The sequence below is a fragment of the Rathayibacter sp. PhB127 genome (assembly GCF_003751665.1).
Taxonomy (GTDB): Bacteria; Actinomycetota; Actinomycetes; order Actinomycetales; family Microbacteriaceae; genus Rathayibacter; species Rathayibacter festucae.
This window is the reverse complement of the sequence record NZ_RKHW01000002.1, coordinates 767,018-786,037: the sequence shown is the minus strand read 5'-3', so window position 1 is coordinate 786,037 and position 19,020 is coordinate 767,018. Positions and strand designations below refer to the sequence as shown.

The window sequence follows — 19,020 nt, the reverse complement described above, 5'->3', positions numbered from 1 at the left end:
GGCACCCGGGCGCCCCAGCGCGGGGTTTGGCGGCTCGTGGCGGGGTCCGCATACTGGAGGACCGCCCCCAACAGGGAGCGTTCAGCTGCGACAGCGGAGGGTGGAGCGGTGTCGACCGTGCGTGACCGGGCCCTCGCGGCCCGACGAACCGCCAGCATCCTGCCTCTTGCAGTGGGTGCCGCGGGGCTCGTGGTGAGCCTCGTGCTGGCCGTCGTGGCCGCCTCCGTCGCCTCGGCGCCCGTCCGCGTGCTCGGGCTGCCGCTCCCGCTGGTGCGCGGGAGCGCCGTCTGGCTGAGCGTCGCCGGCTACGTGCTGACGCCGCTGCTCGTCTTCCTCGCGACCGGCTGGGACCTCTCCTCCCAGCGCGCGCACTCCCTCCGCGACGCCCGCCGCTTCGTGCCCGACGCCCGCTTCACCCGCGCCCTCTACTGGCTGTCGGCCGCCGCGCTCGTGCTCGGCGCCTGGCACGTCCTCAACATCAGCGTGCCGATCTCCGAGTGGCTGGGCACGTGATTCGCCGCGCCCTCGCGATCGCGGTCACCGCGCTCCTGCTCGTCCTCGGACTCGGGGCTGCGGCGCAGCCGGCGAGCGCGGCGACCACGGGCACCGCCGCCAGCACCGCCTCGCTCACCGACATCGGCCGCGGCGCGATCGAGGACCTGCGCACCTGCCTCTCCTCCTCCGACGTCCTCAACGTCTACTACCTCGTCGACAGCTCCGGCTCCCTGAACACCGGCGGCGATGACGGCCGCGGCTCCGACCCGGACGTCGCGCGCGCCGGCATCCTCGCGGGCAGCCTGCAGGAGCTCGGCGGCCTCCGCGACTCGCTCACCGTCAACTGGGGCGCCGCCTTCTTCAGCCGCGCCTTCGAGCCGGCGGTCGACTGGCGTCAGTGGTCGCAGGAGAGCCCGGAGGCGCTCGCCGGCGTCATCCGCGACAAGACCCCCGGCGGCGGCACCAACTGGCTCGCCGGACTCCAGGGCGTGCAGACCGCGCTGCAGAGCCAGCCGAGCGCCGGCTCCGCCTGCCAGCTGGTCATCTGGCTGACCGACGGCGAGATCGATCTCGGCTCCGCGCAGGCCACCGCCGACGCGACCAACGCGCTCTGCGGCGTCCGGATCGACCCCGACGGCGACGAGCCCGAGGGCAACGGCCTGCTCGCGGCGCTCCGCCAGGCCGGCGTCGTCGTGCTCGGCACGCTCCTGGCCGACGGCGAGCAGCGCGAGGAGGCCCGCGTGATGTGGCCGCTCGTCGAGGGCAGCGGCGCCTACGGCGGCGGCACCGCGACCTGCGGACCGGCCGTCGCTCCCGAGGGCTCCGTCCGCGGCGCCGTGGTCGACGCCTCCGACCCCGACGCGCTCGCCTCCGTCTTCCTCCAGCTCGGCGCCCGCATCGCCGGCGGCGCCTCGCAGGCGCTCGCCGCCGACGGCTCCTTCTGGATCGACCCGGGCGTCGCGCGGATCCAGGCCGTCGTGAAGGACGGCTGGACGCTCCAGGCGCCCGCCTCCTCCGGCCTCGGCACTCTCTCCGCCTCCGCCACCGCCCCCGAGGTGAGCGTCACGCAGTCCTCCGGCGTCTCGCGGCTCGAGATCACCGTCGACCGGCCGGAGCTGCAGGGGCAGTGGACGCTGACCTCGCCGGGCACCGCCGAGGTCTTCGCGTTCAGCGACCTGCGGATCGTCTTCGACGACGCCAACCAGGTGCAGCGCGGCGAAGACGGCACGCTCTCCGCGACCCTCACCGCGCGGGTCCAGGACCCGGACGGGCAGCCGGTCGACCTCTCCGTCTTCGGCCGCGCCGACTTCACCGCGACCAGCACCGCCGATGGCGCGACCACCGACCTGTCCGGCGCCGCGATCGACGCCGCCTCCGGCGTCATCACGATCCCGCTGCCCTCCGACGTCACCGCCTCCGAGCTGCTCGTCACCGCCTCGCTCGACCCGCTGACCACCGCCGAGCACGCGATCGAGCTCGCCCCGGTCACCACGCAGCAGCGGATCAGGACCGTGCTGCCCGCCGCCTTCCCGAGCGTCGCCTCGCCGCTCGTGCTCAGCGAGCTGACCGGTGCCGACGGCCGCGCGGAGGGCACTCTCGCGATCCAGGGGCCGACCGCGGGAGGCGACGGCCAGGTCTGCCTCTCCGCCGCGCCGACCGTCACCAGCGACAACGCCGACCGCGCCGACGCCTGGCAGTGGAGCTTCACCGACGAGTCGGGCACCGCCCTCGCGCCGGGCGCCTGCCTCGACGTCGCGCAGGGCGCCGCGCGCACCGTGACCGTCTCCGCCGAGAACCCGGTCGCCGCCGACTCCTCGGTCGCCGCGACCCTCCCGCTCGACCTCCGCACCGCGGGCGGCAGCAGCGCCCCGCAGACCGTCGCGCTCTCCTTCCCGTCGACCTTCCCGGTGAACGCCGCGGCGATCGGCCTGGTCGCGCTCGTCCTCCTGCTGCTCGGCGTGCTCCTGCCGCTGCTCGGCCTGTACCTCTTCAACCGGGCGAAGGCGAAGATCGCGATGAACGGCTCGTTCCAGCGCGGCACGATCCCCGTCGAGATCACGCCCGAGGGCGTCCGCTCCGCGCTGACCCACGGCCGCCTCGACGAGCGCTTCCGCTACCTCCGCAGCGAGACCGGCGTGCGCGAGCTGCCCGACCCCGAGCTCGGCCGGCTCCGCGCGCACGTGCCGTGGTGGCCGCTGAAGGCGCCCAGCTACCGCGTCGGCCCGCCCGCCGGCGGCGAGATCGTCGCCTCCCGCACCGGCACCCGCGGCACCTCCGCCGGGCGACCGCTCGGCAACGGCGGCGTCGAGTTCTCCGCGCTTCCGCTCGACGTCTTCTGGGCGATCGTGGTCTCGGAGCAGGAGCTCGAGCGTCCCCGCGGCGACGAGCCCGTGCGCGCCACGGCCGTGCTCTACCACCGCGTCGACCGCGACGACGAGCGCCAGTACGAGCGACGCCTCGAGGATCTGCTCCGCGACTCCGGCGAGCCCGCCTGGAAGACGGTCGACGTGCTCCGCCGCGAGCGAGCGGCGAAGCGCCCCGAGCGCCGGGAGCCGCAGCAGCCCGTGCCCGCCGCCCAGCCCGCTGCCGCCGAGGCCCGCTCCTCCGTGCCGCCGCGGAGCGCCCAGAGCGGCACCCCGACCGCGACCCCGCCCCGCCCCTCCTCACCCCCGCGCCCCGGCGGCCCGCCGCCCCGGACGCAGGGAGCGCCCGGCCGCCCCGGCGGACCGCCGCCCCCGCGGCCCGGCGGCTCCACCCCGCCCCCGCCGCCGCCCGGCCGGGCCGGCCCCCGCACCCCTCCGCCCCGCAGTCGCTGACGGCGCTCCGCCTCCCGGCACCGCCCGCACGACGACACACGACACACCGCGCTACCGCAGGAACACCGCGCGACCAGACGAAAGCAGGACCTCATGCTCAGACCCTTCCTCCTGATCGGAGTCGGCGGCTCCGGCGGCAAGACCCTCCGCGGCATCAAGTACCAGCTCGAGCTGAAGCTCCAGCAGCTCGGCTGGGAGGGCGGCATCCCCGCCGCCTGGCGCTTCCTGCACTTCGACACCCCCACCGTCCAGGACGGCATGGAGTACCAGGCGCCGTTCCTGCCCCGGCAGGACTACCGCGGTCTGGTCAGCACCGCGGCGACCTTCGACATCGTGCACGGCTCGATCACGAGCGCCCACGCGACCAACAACGCGATGCGCCACGACATCGAGCGCCAGCTGCCCGACCCGCGCCTGGTCAAGGTCGACGTGACCAAGGGCGCCGGCCAGTACCGCGCCGTCGGCCGCGCCGTCGCGCTCGCCGCCACCAAGGAGATCGCCCAGGCCGCGCGCCTCGCCATCGGGAAGATGAACGACGCCGAGTCGCTCGCCGAGCTGCAGACCCTCGGCCAGCGCCTGCGCGCCCGCGACGACGGCGGAGACGGCAGCCCGATCGTCATCGTCATCTCGTCGGTCGCCGGCGGCTCGGGAGCCGGCCAGTTCCTCGACATCATCGAGATCATCAAGTCGACCGCGAAGCAGTACCCGTGGTCGAACCAGTTCTTCAGCATGCTCTACGCGCCGGACGTCTTCGATCAGCTCTCGGTCACCGCCGGCATGCCCGGCAACGCGCTCGCCGCGATCTCCGAGACGATGAACGGCTTCTGGACCGACACCCCCTCCGCCGCGACCCTCGAGCTGCTGCGCACCAAGGGCGTCGCCCCCTCCTACGGCGCCGCGATGGACCGCGTCGGCGCCGCGTACCCCTTCATCGTCGGCCGCAGCAACAGCAAGGTCACCTTCGAGGACCAGAACGCCGTCTACGACGCCGTCGCCACCAGCCTCACCGCGTGGATGATCGACGAGCGCGTGCAGGACGACATGATCGCCTACTCGTCCGGCAACTGGCAGGCCCGCTCGGCCGCCAACGTGCTGCCCGACAACTCCGGACTGATGAGCCCGGCGCACCACTCGCCGCCGTTCTCCTCGATCGGCTTCGGCCGGGTCACCCTGGGCCGCGAGCGCTTCCTGGAGTACTCCGCCGAGCGCTTCGCCCGCTCCGCGATCGACCGGATGCTCTTCGCGCACGCCGAGGAGGACCCGCAGTTCGAGCGGATGACCGAGCGCGAGTACATCGAGAAGTCCGCGGACAGCGAGTACCAGCGCTTCCTCCGCGAGCTGCGCCTGAACGAGGAGACCGCCGAGCACAACGACGTCACCGACGCGCTGCGCGACCAGAGCACCCTCGACCTGATCAAGGCCGAGCTGCAGCGCGGCGCCGACGACGAGCTGGCCCGCCCCGAGTCGCTCGACCGCCAGGGCGGCACCGACATCACCACCTGGACCGACCGGCTCGTCAACGAGTTCACCCGGCACAGCCCGCGCCTGCTCCAGCGCGACCGCGAGGCGCGCCAGCGCCGCCTCGACGAGTGGACGCGCACGATGCCCGGCCACATCCTCGAGACCGTCTCGCGCTACGTCGCCCAGGACGGCCTGCCCGTCGTCACCGCGATGCTCCGCCGCCTCGAGCGCGGCCTCAAGGGCACCGTCGACGCGCTGCGCGTCGAGGCCCGCCAGCACGAGGAGTGGGTGGGCACCCTCAGCTCGCTCGTCTCGGACGAGCTGCGCACCTCGGCCAACCAGCAGTCGATCCGCCCGGACCAGGAGGCGGTGCAGTTCGCGATCCAGCGCCTCGGCCAGGCGCTCGAGTGGTCCTCCGAGGCCGCCCTGCGCGACTCCGCCTGGGCGCTGCTCGCCGAGCTGCGCGAGACGTTCCTCGGCCCGCTCGCCGACTACCTCGACGGCTCCCGCACCGCGCTGCTCCAGCGCGTGCACTCGCGGAAGACCAGCGACGACCGCGAGAACGCCTACGAGTTCTGGCCCCGCCGCGTCGACGAGACCGTCCCGCGCAAGTACTCGCCCGCGCCCAACGAGCGGATGCTCGTCGAGCCCGAGAAGTACCCGGCCGAGTTCCAGAAGCTCGTGCGCGCCTCCGTCGACGGCGACGCCAAGTACCAGGACGCCGTCCTGCGCGTCCTCGCCGACCAGCTCGTCGGCGTCAGCCCGGACAGCGAGTCGGACGCGGGCGCCTGGTCGCTCGTCGGCAACCCGCGCACCTGGAAGCCGACCGTCACCGCGGACCCGGCCGTCGCCAACCCGGCCCAGCGCGCCTCCTTCGAGCTCGCGACCGACCCGGAGGTCTACGTCGGCCGCGCCCGCGCGTGGATGAAGCGCGACGGCACGCCGTTCGCCGCCTACATCGGCGAGGACCTGCTCGGCTTCTTCGACTCCGAGGTGCTGCCGCCCGACGTCTTCGCCGCCCGGCGCGACCGCTACCGCGAGCAGCTCCAGGCCGCCCTCGGCGCCAGCGAGCCGCTGGTCAAGCTCAACCCGGCGCTGCTGCGCGCCGTGCACGGCAAGGCGATCAACGAGGACACCTCGCTGGTCTTCAGCTCGATCCCGTTCCGCGCCGGCACCGAGATGTACGAGGTGACCAAGGGCGTGCTCGGCCAGATGGGCGTCTGGGACGACGCGACCAGCGAGTCGTGGTTCCAGGACCAGAAGGTCGACGGCATCGAGGTCTTCGCGATGTCCGGCTTCCCCTACGAGCCCATCGTGATGGACTCCGTGATGGAGCCGATCGCCCGCGGCTGGCTCGCGCAGTCGAACACCCAGGACAGCCGCGAGGCGTTCTGGAAGTTCAAGCGCGCCCGCCTGCTCGGCGAGAGCATCCCCGCGGACCCGCGCGCGATCGAGTCGATGATCCGCGGCTGGTACGTCGCCAAGGCCCTCGGCCGCCTCGCCGTCGACGCCTCGCAGGGCGAGAAGGGCCCCAAGCTCTCCGTCTGGGACCCGTCGACCCGCGCGCTGGCGGACTTCCCGCACCCGCTGCTGAGCGAGCGCAACGCCCGGCCCGCCGACTTCCCCGGTGTCGTGCTGCAGTCGCTCGCCATCGCGATGGCGCTCTGCAACGTCGACGGCACGCTCGCGCCGCTCGCCGCCTACCGGGTGCTGATCTCGCTCGGCGGCAGCCGCGGCGAGGAGACCGAGCTGGCCGAGTGGCTGCAGACCGGCGCGCTGCCGACCGGTGCTCCGGTGCCGGAGTCGTCCCGCGCCGGCAGTGCCGACGGCGACCTCGCGTCGCGCCGCTCCGCCGTCCAGGCCTACCTGACCGCCGAGCTCGCCCGCTTCGACAGCGACATCGTGCAGCAGGACGACATGGTCTCGGTCTACGACTACCCGGTCACCTGGGAGATGCGCGAGCAGTTCCGCGAGGCGCTGCTGGGGCTGGTGTCGTCGGTCGTCTCGACCGGTCCGCGCGACTCCGGAGTCTGAGCGTGCCCCCGGAGATCCGCCCGGACGGCTACGGGCCCGACGGCTTCTGGCCCGACGGCAAGGCGGCGATCGTCCTGCTGCCCAGCGGCGCGCAGGGCGAGACCCTGCTCGAGCTGGCGGCGCAGTGGACGAAGACCGGCCTGCTCGGCCAGGCCCTCTGGGTGCTGCCCGAGCACGTCAAGACCTCGCCCTACGCGCCGCCGCAGATCGAGGCCGTGGTGCTCGGCGTGGGCGCCGACCTCGAGTCCGTCGCGATCGCGGTCGACCTGTTCGAGGCGCTCGCGGAGGAGCCGCTCGCCCTCGTCCGCCTGGTCACCCTCCGCTCGGCCCTGCCCGAGCGCGAGACCGACGAGGCGCAGGACGCGGTCGCCGACCTCGTCAGCCGCTGGGTCCGCACCTCGATGCCGCTGCCGAATCCCTCCGCGACCCTCGCCGACCAGACCACGGAGCTCCGCCGGGTGACGCTGATCTGCGCGCCCACCGCGTTCCAGCTGCGCGAGCGGGTGGAGGCGCACGAGCACGGCTTCGTGGTCATCGCCTCGCCCGAGGACCGCTCGAGCCCGTGGTCCGGCGACGCGTTCGTCCGCGACGACGAGCGCTTCACCGGCTTCACGCTCACCCACCTGGCGAGCGTCGCCGGGCTGTGGAACGGCGTCACCGACGGCAGCGTCGAGCTGATGAGCCGCGAGTCCGACGGCGGCGACTCCGTCTGGATCTCGCGGGTGTTCCTCAACGCGGTGCTGACCGAGTCGCTCGGCCGCCGCGTCGCCGCCGGGGTGCTCGAGAACGCCGCCCGCCCGGACTCGCTGCTGATCGACCCCAGCGTCAGCCCGCCGCCGCCCGGCACCGCCTACATCGACGACGGCCAGATCGCCGGCTACGTCGACAGCATGGTCGCCGGCGCGCTGCGCCTGGACGGCGGGGCGCTCACCTACGACTCCGCCGGCTCGCTCGACGTGCCGGAGCCCGAGCGGATCGGCTTCTGGGCGCAGATCGGCCGCTTCTTCGCCTTCTCGGCCGGCAAGCTCGTGCAGATCCCGCGCTGGGCCGTGCTCTGGGTGACCTCGAGCGCGAACCGCTCAGTGACCCGCGCCCTGCACACCTCGCAGGGCTCGGCCGTGGTCGGGGCCGACTACGACGAGGTGCTGGACGTCCGCGACCGGCTCCTGGTCGCCGACCTCGAGCACCTCCGCGAGGACGAGGGCCGCGCCCGCGCCGAGGCCGACGCGCCCGCCGCGATGGCGCACGTCCGCACCACGCCGCGGCTCTGGGCCGGCCTGCGCGAGCTGGTCTTCGGCGCGCTCGACGGCAGCGCCGACCTCCGCGACGCGGGCTTCGCACCCGTCGAGGGGGCCGTGCCGGTGTTCGGCCGGGTGGGCGACGTGCTCGCGCTGCCGGACGACCCGTGGGTGTCGTCGGGGTACGACGTGCCGCCGGGGTTCCCGGAGAAGGTGGACTGGTACGCGCTGGCGCTCGCGGATCCGCGGGAGAGGCTGCAGAACTGGGTGTCGGCGTCGGAGGCGGCGGCCGTCGCGGCTGCCGCGCAGGTGCCGGTCGAGGCCGGTGCCGCTCCCGAGGTTGCTGAGGCGCCCGTTGCGGAGGAGTCCGAGGCCGGGTCCACCGACCCCGTCGCGTTCGCGCCGCCCGCGCAGGAGACGCTCGTCGAGGGCGAGGCCGCCGAGCCGAGGACCGTCGTGCAGATCGAGGTCCCCGCGGAGGAGGCTCCCGAGCCCGTCGAGCCGCCCGTGTCCGCCTACGACGCCGAGGCGCGCCGCTCCAGCCGACTGCAGGCGCTCGGCGAGTACGACCTCTGGGCCGGCCGGCAGAGCTCCTCGTTCGTCTGGCGCTTCCTCGACCGGATCGGCGCCGAGCGCCGCCGGGCCGAGGACGAGGTCGCGTACCTGAAGGGCGAGATCGACGCGATCCGCCCGCAGCGCCCCGGCGAGCTGCTGGGCCTGCGCCGCGAGTTCCACCGCACGCTGCTCGTCGGCTGGGTCACCGTGCTGTCGCTCGCGATCGTGGTCGGCGTCGGCATCTGGTTCGTCAACGACTACGCCTCGCGGCAGCCCGCGGGCACCTTCGATCCCGGGCTGATCACCTCTGTGCTGTTGTGGGTGCTGGTCGGCCTCGCCGGCGCCGGAGTGCTGATCACGCTGATCTCGCTCGTCCGGTACCACGCCGGCTGGTCGCGCTTCGAGCGGCGGATCCAGCTCGAGCGCACCCGCCTCGCGCACTACGGCCGCAGCGCCCGCCGCGCCCGCGAGGAGGCCGCGCGCCTGCGCTCGGTGCACCGCCAGGCCGTCGAGTGGCTGGTGCTGCTGTCCAAGGCCGTGCACCGTCCGTGGCACGTGCCGCCCGTCTGGCTGCAGCACGAGACCTTCGACGTCGAGCGCGGAGCCATGCCGTTCGCCGTGCGCCTCGCGACCGTCAGCGGCGAGGAGACCGCGGCCGTGGCCCGCATGCGCGCCGCGATGACGTCCAAGCTCGTCCGCCGCGGCTGGCGGCACGAGGCCTTCGAGTCGCTCGTGCAGGAGATGGCGGCCGACTACGGCGCCGGCCAGGGCTTCGGCCTGTCGGCGCTGGACGAGGACCTCCCGCACTCGTCGAACCACACCCGGCGGATGCTGCTGCGCGCCCTCGACGACGAGTCGCTGCTCACCCGGATCGCCGCCCCGCGCCTGGCCGACATCGTCGCCTCCGTGCAGCGCGACGAGGAGGCGATCGCCCGCCCGCGGGTCCGCCCGATGGGCACGAATCCGCTGAACGCGCTGCGCCGCCCCGAGGACTTCGAGGGCGTCGAACTCGATGTCCCGTGGGACGACTTCCTGCTCGACTCGCTGACCCGCGCTGACCCGATGACCCCGGTGAGCGCCACGGTGCTGACCGAGCTGCAGGTGGGCGAGCGCTACCACGAGCGCGTGACGAGCTTCCTCGTCGCGCCGTCGCGGCTGCAGGAGCGGCTGCGGTTCGATCCGTCGGCGCCGATCCACGTGGTGCCGTTCGAGGCGTCGACCGGATCGCCGGTGGATCTGGTGTGGCGGGTGGATGTGGTCGGGCCGGTGCCGCGCGCCGCGATCCGGCTGTGGGACGGGGCGGTGCGGGCCTCGGCGCCCGTCGTCCCGGCTGACGGCGACTCGGGGGTGTAGTCGGTGGTCGGCAGGCCGCCGCCGCCGCGACCCGGTGGGGTGCGGCGCGTGGGGGCTCCGGGGCTCGGCGTGCGACCGGGGGCGAGTGCTCCGTATCGGCGGGCGCGGCGGGCGCCGTGGTGGGGGTGGATCGTCGCGGCCGTCGGTGTGGCTGCGGTCGCGTTCGCGGTGGTGGGAGTGGGGGAGACGGTCGGGGCTCCGGGGGCGGGGTCTGCGTCGTCCGGTGTCGCTGCTGGGCCCGCTTCGACTTCGCCTGCTTCGACCCCTCCCGCGACGGCCACGCCGTCCGCCGCTGCCGCGCCGACCGCGTCCGCGTCCGTCCCTGCGTCGCCGACTGCGGACCCTGCCGACCCCGCCGCGCTCGCGCTGGCGGCCCTCGCCGCGCTGCCCGTCGACGACGGCCGCGCCGACGTCCCCTACGATCGCGACCTCTTCGGCGAGTCCTGGAAGGACGTCGACCGCAACGGCTGCGACACCCGCAACGACATCCTGGGCCGGGACCTGCTCGACCCGGTCTTCAAGCCCGGCACCCGCGACTGCAAGGTCCTCTCCGGCACCCTGGTCGACCCGTACGACGGCACCGCGGTGTCCTTCGTCTCCGGGAGCGACACGTCCCGCCTGGTGCAGATCGACCACGTCGTCGCCCTCGGCTGGGCCTGGCACCACGGCGCGTGGGCGTGGACGGACGAGCAGCGCCTGCTGTTCGCGAACGACCCGGCGAACCTCGTCGCCGCCTCGGACGACACGAACCAGTCCAAGAGCGACGCCGGCCCGGGGGAGTGGCTGCCGCCGGCCTCGGAGCTGCGCTGCGGGTACGTGGAGCAGTTCGTGGGGGTGCTGGGGGCGTACGGGCTGGCGGTCGGGGCGAGGGACCGGGAGGCGGCGGAGGCGGTGCTGGTCGGGTGCTGATGCGCGCCGCGGCTGCGCCGCCCGCGGTGCCTGCGAGCCCTGCTCGGATAGCCTGAGCGGCGCTATGGCCTTCGACTCGGACGCGGACTGGGACGACCCGGATCCGTTCGACCGGCCACCGCGCCGGCGGCCCACGCGCCGCCTGCCGGCCGGCGAGGACCGCGTCACCGCGATCCTGCTGCTCGTCTTCCTGCTCGTGCTCGGCGCGATCCTCTTCGTCCTCGTCCTGATCGAGAACCTGACCTTCGATGCGAACCGGGTGAACGACCGCCTGGCTGGCGTCTCGGTTCTGGGCGAGACGATGTGGATCGTCCCCGGAGCTGTGGGCCTGTCCGCCCTCGCGACGCTCGTCGCACTCCTCCGCCCCGACAAGTCCCGCCGCATCTGGTGGATCCCCGTAGGCGGCGCGGCAGTCACTGTCGCCGCCTTTCTGGTCGCGTCAGGGATCGTGATTCTCGCCGGGCGGTGACCGCAAAACGGCGACGCTCCTCTTGCGCAATTCCGGGATGAGGTCCGAGCACGCTCGACCGGGCTAGGCAAGAATCTCGTTGTCCTCCGCCTGCGAGAGGTAGGGCATATTGAGACTCAAGCCCAGACACGAGCGTCTCTCGCTAGTTCTTCCCGTTGATGTTTCTACTCTCGGGCTATGCCCGATCTCACTCCCGCTGATCTTTCCCTCGAGCTGGGAGTGTCTCAAAAGCGCATTCGTTCCGTTCTCCGAGAAAATTTCGGGAATCTCGATCCCGGTACCACGCGATGGGCGCTCACAGACGAGCAGGCCAATCTCGTCCGGACCCGAATTTCCCGTCGTGCAACAGGAGCGCGCTTCACTCTCGTTCCCGGTGACCAGGTCCGAAGAAGATTGGTGCATGCCGCGTATGGCGGTCAGCAGCAGGGCGGTATCTCTACGCCGAAATCGCTAGGAGAGATCCTGATCTTCACCGACCCGGCGAAGGGGGCTCGGTACGGGTACGACCGTTTCGAGGGCCTGCGCGAGGACGGCTCCTACTCGTACACGGGTGAGGGTCAGATCGGCGACCAGGTCTTCCTACGAGGCAACCTTGCTCTCCGAAACGCCGCGGTTCAGAACCGTGTCATTCGGCTCTTCACGGTGCAGGGAACGAGCGTTACCTACATCGGAGCCTTTACGACGGGAACCCCCACCTACCGCTTCGAGACCATTCCTGACACCGAGGGAACCCTTCGGCAGGGGATCATCTTCACCCTCGTCCCGATCAGCGCCGACGTCTCGACCCTCCCTGCGTACGGCGGTCACCCGGTGGCGTCAGCGGAGCTCTCTGAGTGGTCGGCTCCGGAATCGTCTGATGTCGTCATCGCGGGTGCGGACCTCAGCCCGATCGAGGAGCGGGTTGTTTCCCGCGTGGAATTCGAGCTGCAGGCGGCCTTCGGCGAGTGGCTGTCGGAAAATGGGACACCGCCGAGTCGGCTCACCCTTCCCGTCGGCTCCACCCGGATTGAACCTGATCTGTACGTGAAGTCCAGCGGCTGGATCGTCGAGGCCAAGAAGTCGACTGCTCGCGCCTATGTGCGCACTGCTATCGGCCAGGTTCTCGATTACGCCCACGTCGCCAATGGCCTCGGCTGGGCAGCTGTTCCCGTCATCCTGCTGCCGGGTCGTCCCGAGTCAGATCTCCTCGAACTGATCGGACGGCTCGGGATCATCACCGCGATCCGCACGGACGACGGCTTCGACCTCGTCGATCCCTAAGCCGTCAGGAGAGCGACGGCGGGCAGATCGGCGGGTGCCCAGTCCAGTCGTGTGAGCTCAGAGCGAGTCGCCCACAGCATCGAGTCATGGTCGGTGCTCGCCGTAGGACTCTCTGAGGAGAGAGCCGCCCAGAAGCACGACAGCCTGATCACGCCCGTAGAGCCTGCGGTGTCGTCGACCGTCAAAAGCTCGCCTACTTCGATATTGACGCCGAGCTCCTCGCGGATTTCGCGCGCGAGCGCCTGTTCGTGGGTCTCGCCGGCCTCGACCTTGCCGCCCGGGAACTCCCACTTGCCGCCGGCGTCCTTCTCGGGCCGGCGGCGGCAGGCCAGGATGCGGCCGTCGCTCTCGATGACAGCGGCAACAACCTCGAGGACATCCACGACACCATCATGGGGCACCCTCACAACCAAGGCTGAGGGCGCTCTCCGTCGGATAGTCCAGCGCTTCTGAGCGCTCATCCTTGGTTTTGAGGCCAAGCCGCCCGGCATGCAGCGCCTCCGCCCCGCACTTTGACGCCCCCGCCACCCCCGTGTTACGTTCGCTCTCGGACATGTGACTGGTCGTGCAGGCAGGATCCGACGAAACGCGTACGAAGCGTCGTCGGGTCCTTTTTTTGTGCCCGGACGCCTCCTGACGCCCCGATGACGGGGCGGGGACAGCGACGGACGGCAGGACAACACGCAGCACAGCGCAGGGAAGCGCGCGTCCCCCACACACCCGAAGGAGTACCGATGAGTACCCAGGACAGCGCGAAGGCGATCCTCGAGCACGTCGGCGGCGCCGGCAACGTCTCGAAGCTGCAGCACTGCTCGACCCGCCTGCGCTTCGCGCTCGCGGACGACCAGAAGGCCGATGTCGACGCCCTCAAGGCGGTGCCCGGCGTGATCGGCGTCGTCATGGGGCCGCAGACGCAGGTCATCGTCGGCAACGGCGTCGCCGAGATGTACGCGGCGGTCGAGAAGCTGCGCGGCGGCACCGAGGCGACAGCCCCGAAGGCCAAGCAGCCCCGGTCGCTCAAGCGCCTGGGCGCGACGATCATGGACTTCGTCGTCAGCGTCTTCACGCCGATCATCCCGGCCATCGCCGGCGCCGGCATCTTCAAGTCGTTCCTCGTCCTCGCCTCCGCGGTGGGCTGGCTCGACCCGGCCTCGGACAATTTCAGGCTGCTGTCCGCCATCCCGGACGCGGTGTTCGGCTTCCTGCCGCTCCTCGTCGCGTACACGAGCGCCAAGAAGCTCGACGTGAACCGGCCGCTCGCGCTCGGACTCGTCGGAGTCCTGGTCTTCCCGGCCTTCACCGCGCTGCTCAACCAGGAGGGCGGAGTCGCCCTCTTCGGCATCCCGGTCCCGGTGATCGCCTACAACGCGCAGGTGTTCCCGGCGATCCTCGCGGTCCTCCTGCTCTCGGTCGTCGAGCGATTCTTCACGAAGCACTCCTGGGGACCGATCCGCACCTTCTACGTGCCGCTGATGTGCCTCGTCATCGTCGCGCCGGCCACGATCTTCCTGCTCGGACCGCTCGGCTACTGGCTCGGCTCGATGCTCACCGGCGCCCTGATCGGCCTCTACGGCGCGCTCGGCTGGGTGGCCGTCGCCCTTCTCGCCGGCGTCCTGCCGCTGATCATCTCGGTCGGCATGCACAAGGCCTTCATCCCGCCGACCATCGCGACGATGGCCAGCGCGGGCAAGGACACCTTCTACCTCGCCTCCTCCCTCGCGCACAACGCGGCGGAAGCCGGCTCCAGCCTCGCGATCGCCCTGCGCACCAAGAGCGCGGCGCTGCGCGCGACCGCCTTCTCCGGCGGACTCTCCGCCCTCTTCGGCATCACCGAGCCCGCCCTCTACGGCGTCACGCTGCAGAACAAGCGCGCGCTGATCTCCGTCATCTCGGGCAGCGTCGTCGGCGGCGCCTACATCGGCGCCACCCAGGTCGCCGCGTTCGCGCTGGTCAGCCCGGGCGTCGCGAGCATCTCGATGTTCATCGACGGGCTGAACCCCTGGAACCTGCTCAACGCGGTCATCGGCCTGCTGATCTCGGTCGCCGTCTCGTTCGTCGTCTCCTTCATCATCTGGCGCGACGACGCCTCCGCCAGCGTCCAGGCCCTCGGCGACGTGGTCGCGAAGGACGCCGACGACGCGACCGCCCTCACCGCCCCGCTCAGCGGCGACGTCATCCCGCTCAGCGAGGTGAACGACCCCGTCTTCTCCGCCGGCGTCCTCGGCGAGGGCATCGCCATCCGCCCCACCGACGGCGTCGTCCGCTCGCCGTTCGCCGGCACGGTCATCGCCGTCCTCAGCTCCAAGCACGCCATCGGCCTGCGCCGCGACGACGGGGTCGAGGCACTCATCCACGTCGGCCTCGACACCGTCCAGCTCGACGGCGCGCCCTTCGACGTGCACGTCGCCGTCGACGAGCGCGTCGAGGCCGGGCAGCTGCTGCTCACCGCCGACCTCGCGGCCATCACCGCCGCGGGCTACGACACCACCACCCCGGTGCTGATCACCAACTCGGCCGAGTACACCGTGCTCATCGAGGCCGCCGACCGCGTGTCGGTGGGCGATGCGATCATCACCGTCACCCAGAAAGAGAAGGAGCTCGCCGATGGCGCTGCCTGAGGGATTCCGTTGGGGCGGCGCACTCGCCGCCAACCAGGTCGAGGGCGCGTGGCGCGAGGGCGGGCGCGGGCCGGCCGTCAGTGACGTCGCCTCCTACAAGCCCAAGGCCGACCCCAAGGAGTACGCGATCCACCACCAGAACACGGTGGCGAGCATCACCGCGGCGATGGCAGACGACGACACCGAGTACTACCCCAAGCGCCGCGGGATCGACTTCTACCACCGCTACCCGGGTGACCTGGCGCTCTTCGCGGCGATGGGCTTCACCACCCTCCGCGTCTCGATCGCCTGGACCCGGCTCTACCCGACGGGGGAGGAGGCGGAGCCGCTCGAGGAGGGCGTCGCCTACTACCTCGCGCTCTTCACCGAGATGCGGCGCCTGGGCATCGAGCCGCTGGTCACCCTCTCGCACTACGACCCGCCGCTCGCCCTCGCGCTCAAGCACAACGCCTGGGTCGAGCGCCGCACGATCGAGCTGTTCGAGCGCTTCGCCCGCACCTGCTTCGAGCGCTTCGGCCACCTGGTCGACATGTGGCTGTCGTTCAACGAGATCGACGGGATCATCCGCCACCCGTTCACCTCGGGCGGCATCATCGAGGAGACCGTCGAGGGCAGCGTCGAGCAGGCCTGCTACACGGCGCTGCACCACCAGTTCGTCGCGTCGGCGTCGGTCACCCGCATCCTGCACGAGCTCTGGCCCGAGGCGCGGATGGGCTGCATGCTCACCATGCTGACGACCTACCCGAACACCTGCCATCCCGACGACGTCGCGGCCACCCAGGCCAAGGAGCGGATGCTCTACCTCTGCACCGACGTCCAGGCCGGCGGCGCCTACCCGCGCCTCGCCCTGCGCGCGCTCGCTGCGCGCGGCGTCGAGATCCCGTTCGCGGAGGGGGACGCCGAGCTGCTGCGCGAGCACCCCGTCGACTTCATCTCGTTCAGCTACTACATGTCGATGACGGAGTCGGTGCGCCCGGACGCCGAGCGCACCCCCGGCAACACGGTGCTCGGCGTGAAGAACCCGTTCCTGGAGTCGAGCGAGTGGGGCTGGCAGATCGACCCGGTCGGCCTGCGCATCTCGCTGATCGACCTCTACGACCGCTACGGCAAGCCGCTGTTCATCGTCGAGAACGGGCTCGGGATGCGGGACGAGCTCGTCGCCCCGCAGAATGAAGGGGAGGATCCTCGCATCCACGACCCCTACCGGATCGACTACTTCCGCGCGCACTTCGAGCAGATGATCCAGGCGGTGGACGAGGGAGTGGAGCTCCTCGGCTACGTGAGCTGGGCGCCGATCGACCTGATCAGCGCCTCCAGCTCGCAGATCTCGAAGCGCTACGGGTTCGTCTACGTCGACATGGACGACCTCGGCCACGGCAGCACGGACCGGTACCGGAAGGACTCCTTCTACTGGTACCAGCGGGTCATCGCGTCCAACGGCGCCGACCTGGGATGACCCTCCTCGCTCCAGTTGCCCGCCGGGCCGCGCAGACGCCGTCGACGGAGACACGCATGCAGACCATCAAGAAGGTGCTCAACTCGAGCGTCGTGCTCGTCGTCGACGAGCGCGGCGCCGAGCGGGTGCTGCTCGGCAAGGGGATCGGCTTCGGCGCGAAGGCGGGCGAGGTGATCGAGGCGTCCGCGGTGGACCAGGTGTTCGTCGCGCTCGACGACGCCGACCAGCGGAACCTCGTCGAGCTGCTGGCGCAGATCCCGCCGGAGTTCGTCGAGCTGACCCGCGCGGTCGTCGCCGACGCGGAGGAGCAGGGGCTGAAGCTCGACCCGCACGTGTACCTCGCGCTGACCGACCACCTGCACTTCGCGGTGGAGCGGCAGCGGCGCGGGCTCGCGGTCGCCAACCGGCTGGCCTGGGAGATGCGCTCGGTCTACCCGGTGCAGTACGCGGTGGGGGAGCGGGCGGTCGCGGCGATGCGCGCGCGGCTCGGGGTGGACGTGCCGGACGACGAGGCGGCGAACGTGGCCTTCCACTTGGCCAACGCGGAGCTGGGCAAGGTCGGCATCGACTCGCTGCGGATCGTGCAGCTGATCCGCTCGGTCACCGCGATCATCCAGCACACGAGCGGGGCGGCGCTGGACCGCGAGGACCTGCGCTCGGCGCGCTTCGTGGCGCACCTGCAGTACTTCGCCGAGCGGTTCTTCTCGGGCGGGCTGCTGGTCAGCTCGGACGACTTCCTCTTCACCAGCCTCAGCACGCGGTATCCGCGGGCCGTCGCGTCGGCGGAGCGGGTGCGCGCGTTCGTGCGGGCGGAGTACGGTGCGGAGCTGCCGAACGAGGAGGTGGCGTTCCTGGCGCTGCACATCGCGCGGGCGGCGCCGGAGTAGGGCGCGTTCCCGTCCTGTCGGTCCCGACAGTCCTGTCAGTCACTACGGAGAGAGCACCATGACCCGCGGCACCGTCCACTTCGTCCGGCACGCCCAGACGCTCTTCAACGTCAACGGCCAGCTGCAGGGCTGGTGCGACTCGCCGCTGACCGCGCGCGGCGAGCGGCAGATCGCGGCCCTCGGCGAGCGGATGCGCGGGGTGCCGCTGGTCGCGGCGTTCCTGAGCGACCTCACGCGGACGCGGACCACGGCCGCGGCGGCGCTCGCCGGGCATCCGTCGATCGAGCCGGTGCCGACGTCGACGCTGCGGGAGTGGCACTTCGGCGGCTTCGAGGGGCAGCCGAACGCGTCGCTCTGGGAGCCGGTCTTCGCGGACCACGGCTACTCCTACGTGCCGGCCTCGGCGGACTGGCCGCGGATGACCGACGCGGGCCTGGACAGCGTCATCGACGCGATCCACCGGCACGACCCCTCCGGTCGCGCGGACACGGCCGCCTCGGTGCGGGAGCGGGTGGAGGCGGCGCTCGCGCTGATCCTGCCGGCGGCCGAGCACGGAGACGTGCTGGTCGTCACCCACGGGACGGTGCTCGGCAGCCTCCTGCGCGCCATCGACCCCGCGCACCGGCCGCGCGCGGGCTTCCCGAACTGCGGCATCGTCCCGGTGACCGACGGCGTGATCGGCCCGATCGACGCGAGCTGCGCGGTCGACTGACGGCGGGGCCGCGGGTCGGACGCCTGTGGCGGCGGTGCTGACGGGGCGGGTCTCGATACGCCGCGTTCCGCGCCTACTCGACCAGCATGATCGGCGGGCGCCTGCGGCGGCGGTGCTGACGGGCGGGTCTCGATACGCCGGCTGCGCCGGCTACTCGACCAGCATGCAGAGGGCCGCGCGTTCCCCGGCTGCCGCCCGTTCATGCTGATCGAGTAGCGCGCGCAGCGCGCGTATCGAGATCCACCCACCGCAGGCGCGTCGGCCGCCGAGGCGTCCAGCACCCGTCGAAGCGTCCCGCTGTACAGGGACGTCTCGACGGTTCAGGGACGCCTCGGCAGCGAAGGCCCCGCCCGGTCACCCCTTCAGCGGGTCGTTGCCCCAGTTCATCAGCGAGTAGCGCCACTTCGTCTCCGTGACGTCGCCGGAGGGACGCTGCTTCGAGTGCCGGGCGACGTAGCCGGTGACCTTCTTCATGTGCGCGTAGTCGTCCTCGCTGAGGTCGGCCTGCTTGGTGCCGAGGATGTCGATGATCCGGCGCCCGCTGTGGTGGCCGACGGACTCGCCGCCGCTGGCCGGCTTCTGGCCGACCTCCTTCGACTCGTCCTTCTCGAGCCAGGACTCGATCTCCTTGGCCGTCATGTTCACGGCGTCGTGGAAGTCGTCGCGGATCCCGCGCTTCTCGTCGTCGGTGGTGTCGTCGCTCATCGTGCTCGCTCCTCGGGTCGGTACCGCTCCACTCGAGCGCCCCGCGGGCGAG

Annotated in this window: 13 protein-coding genes; 11 read left to right on the top strand and 2 right to left on the bottom strand. The window is 72.0% G+C overall.

All coding sequences use genetic code 11. The features are described 5' to 3' along the window. The first annotated feature begins 108 nt into the window (after positions 1–108). The 7 genes from EDF22_RS13960 to EDF22_RS13930 all read left to right on the top strand — a co-directional run bounded on the left by EDF22_RS13960 (position 109) and on the right by EDF22_RS13930 (position 12,590). The gene (locus EDF22_RS13960; protein WP_148059193.1) at positions 109–513 is read left to right on the top strand and encodes a hypothetical protein; all 405 of its coding nucleotides are present in this window, start codon (positions 109–111) and stop codon (positions 511–513) included. Continuing rightward, positions 510–3,311: a hypothetical protein gene (locus tag EDF22_RS20895; protein ID WP_185038932.1), complete on the top strand. Its 2,802-nt coding sequence runs from the start codon at positions 510–512 to the stop codon at positions 3,309–3,311. Before EDF22_RS13960 ends, EDF22_RS20895 begins: the two co-directional genes overlap by 4 nt. Before the next feature lie 93 nt (positions 3,312–3,404). Continuing rightward, positions 3,405–6,806 carry a tubulin-like doman-containing protein gene (locus tag EDF22_RS13950; RefSeq protein WP_123446716.1) on the top strand — a complete coding sequence of 1,134 codons (3,402 nt, stop codon included), beginning with the start codon at positions 3,405–3,407 and terminating at the stop codon, positions 6,804–6,806. Between the two features lie 2 nt (positions 6,807–6,808). Continuing rightward, positions 6,809–9,952 (top strand): hypothetical protein, encoded by a 3,144-nt coding sequence (locus EDF22_RS13945; protein WP_123705444.1) that lies wholly within the window; start codon positions 6,809–6,811, stop codon positions 9,950–9,952. Between the two features lie 147 nt (positions 9,953–10,099). Next, on the top strand, positions 10,100–10,861 hold the full coding sequence (locus tag EDF22_RS13940) for an HNH endonuclease family protein (protein WP_260303460.1): 762 nt from the start codon (positions 10,100–10,102) through the stop codon (positions 10,859–10,861). Between the two features lie 64 nt (positions 10,862–10,925). Then, complete coding sequence (locus EDF22_RS13935; protein ID WP_123705443.1) at positions 10,926–11,330, top strand: hypothetical protein; 405 nt, start codon at positions 10,926–10,928, stop codon at positions 11,328–11,330. 177 nt (positions 11,331–11,507) lie between these two features. Further along, positions 11,508–12,590 carry a hypothetical protein gene (locus EDF22_RS13930; RefSeq protein ID WP_123705442.1) on the top strand — a complete coding sequence of 361 codons (1,083 nt, stop codon included), beginning with the start codon at positions 11,508–11,510 and terminating at the stop codon, positions 12,588–12,590. Here the strand turns inward: EDF22_RS13930 and EDF22_RS13925 are convergent. Then, positions 12,587–12,973 (bottom strand): (deoxy)nucleoside triphosphate pyrophosphohydrolase, encoded by a 387-nt coding sequence (locus EDF22_RS13925; protein WP_260303459.1) that lies wholly within the window; start codon positions 12,971–12,973, stop codon positions 12,587–12,589. The two genes, EDF22_RS13930 and EDF22_RS13925, sit on opposite strands and share 4 nt — an antisense overlap. A gap of 351 nt (positions 12,974–13,324) precedes the next feature. On the opposite strand from EDF22_RS13925, the gene EDF22_RS13920 reads away from it, so the two are divergent. From EDF22_RS13920 to EDF22_RS13905, 4 genes are read left to right on the top strand one after another with little or no spacing between them, the layout of a single operon-like run. Beyond that, positions 13,325–15,208 (top strand): beta-glucoside-specific PTS transporter subunit IIABC, encoded by a 1,884-nt coding sequence (locus EDF22_RS13920; RefSeq protein ID WP_123705441.1) that lies wholly within the window; start codon positions 13,325–13,327, stop codon positions 15,206–15,208. Continuing rightward, complete coding sequence (locus EDF22_RS13915) at positions 15,195–16,664, top strand: glycoside hydrolase family 1 protein (protein WP_123705440.1); 1,470 nt, start codon at positions 15,195–15,197, stop codon at positions 16,662–16,664. The genes EDF22_RS13920 and EDF22_RS13915 overlap by 14 nt, the downstream gene beginning before the upstream one ends. A gap of 56 nt (positions 16,665–16,720) precedes the next feature. Continuing rightward, positions 16,721–17,551 (top strand): PRD domain-containing protein, encoded by an 831-nt coding sequence (locus EDF22_RS13910; protein WP_123705439.1) that lies wholly within the window; start codon positions 16,721–16,723, stop codon positions 17,549–17,551. 58 nt (positions 17,552–17,609) lie between these two features. After that, on the top strand, positions 17,610–18,263 hold the full coding sequence (locus tag EDF22_RS13905) for a histidine phosphatase family protein (RefSeq protein ID WP_123705438.1): 654 nt from the start codon (positions 17,610–17,612) through the stop codon (positions 18,261–18,263). A 354-nt stretch (positions 18,264–18,617) separates the two neighbouring features. Here the strand turns inward: EDF22_RS13905 and EDF22_RS13900 are convergent, their stop codons facing one another. Beyond that, complete coding sequence (locus tag EDF22_RS13900; RefSeq protein WP_123705437.1) at positions 18,618–18,968, bottom strand: DUF3140 domain-containing protein; 351 nt, start codon at positions 18,966–18,968, stop codon at positions 18,618–18,620. Positions 18,969–19,020: the final 52 nt, after the last annotated feature.

What these genes read in the sequence shown, in the direction of transcription:
- EDF22_RS13935 (WP_123705443.1), top strand. Translation starts at nt 10,926, where the DNA reads ATGGCCTTCGACTCGGACGCGGACTGGGACGACCCGGATCCGTTCGAC.
- EDF22_RS13950 (WP_123446716.1), top strand. Translation starts at nt 3,405, where the DNA reads ATGCTCAGACCCTTCCTCCTGATCGGAGTCGGCGGCTCCGGCGGCAAG.
- EDF22_RS13910 (WP_123705439.1), top strand. Translation starts at nt 16,721, where the DNA reads ATGCAGACCATCAAGAAGGTGCTCAACTCGAGCGTCGTGCTCGTCGTC.
- EDF22_RS13915 (WP_123705440.1), top strand. Translation starts at nt 15,195, where the DNA reads ATGGCGCTGCCTGAGGGATTCCGTTGGGGCGGCGCACTCGCCGCCAAC.
- EDF22_RS13900 (WP_123705437.1), bottom strand. Translation starts at nt 18,968, where the DNA reads ATGAGCGACGACACCACCGACGACGAGAAGCGCGGGATCCGCGACGAC.
- EDF22_RS13920 (WP_123705441.1), top strand. Translation starts at nt 13,325, where the DNA reads ATGAGTACCCAGGACAGCGCGAAGGCGATCCTCGAGCACGTCGGCGGC.
- EDF22_RS13905 (WP_123705438.1), top strand. Translation starts at nt 17,610, where the DNA reads ATGACCCGCGGCACCGTCCACTTCGTCCGGCACGCCCAGACGCTCTTC.
- EDF22_RS13930 (WP_123705442.1), top strand. Translation starts at nt 11,508, where the DNA reads ATGCCCGATCTCACTCCCGCTGATCTTTCCCTCGAGCTGGGAGTGTCT.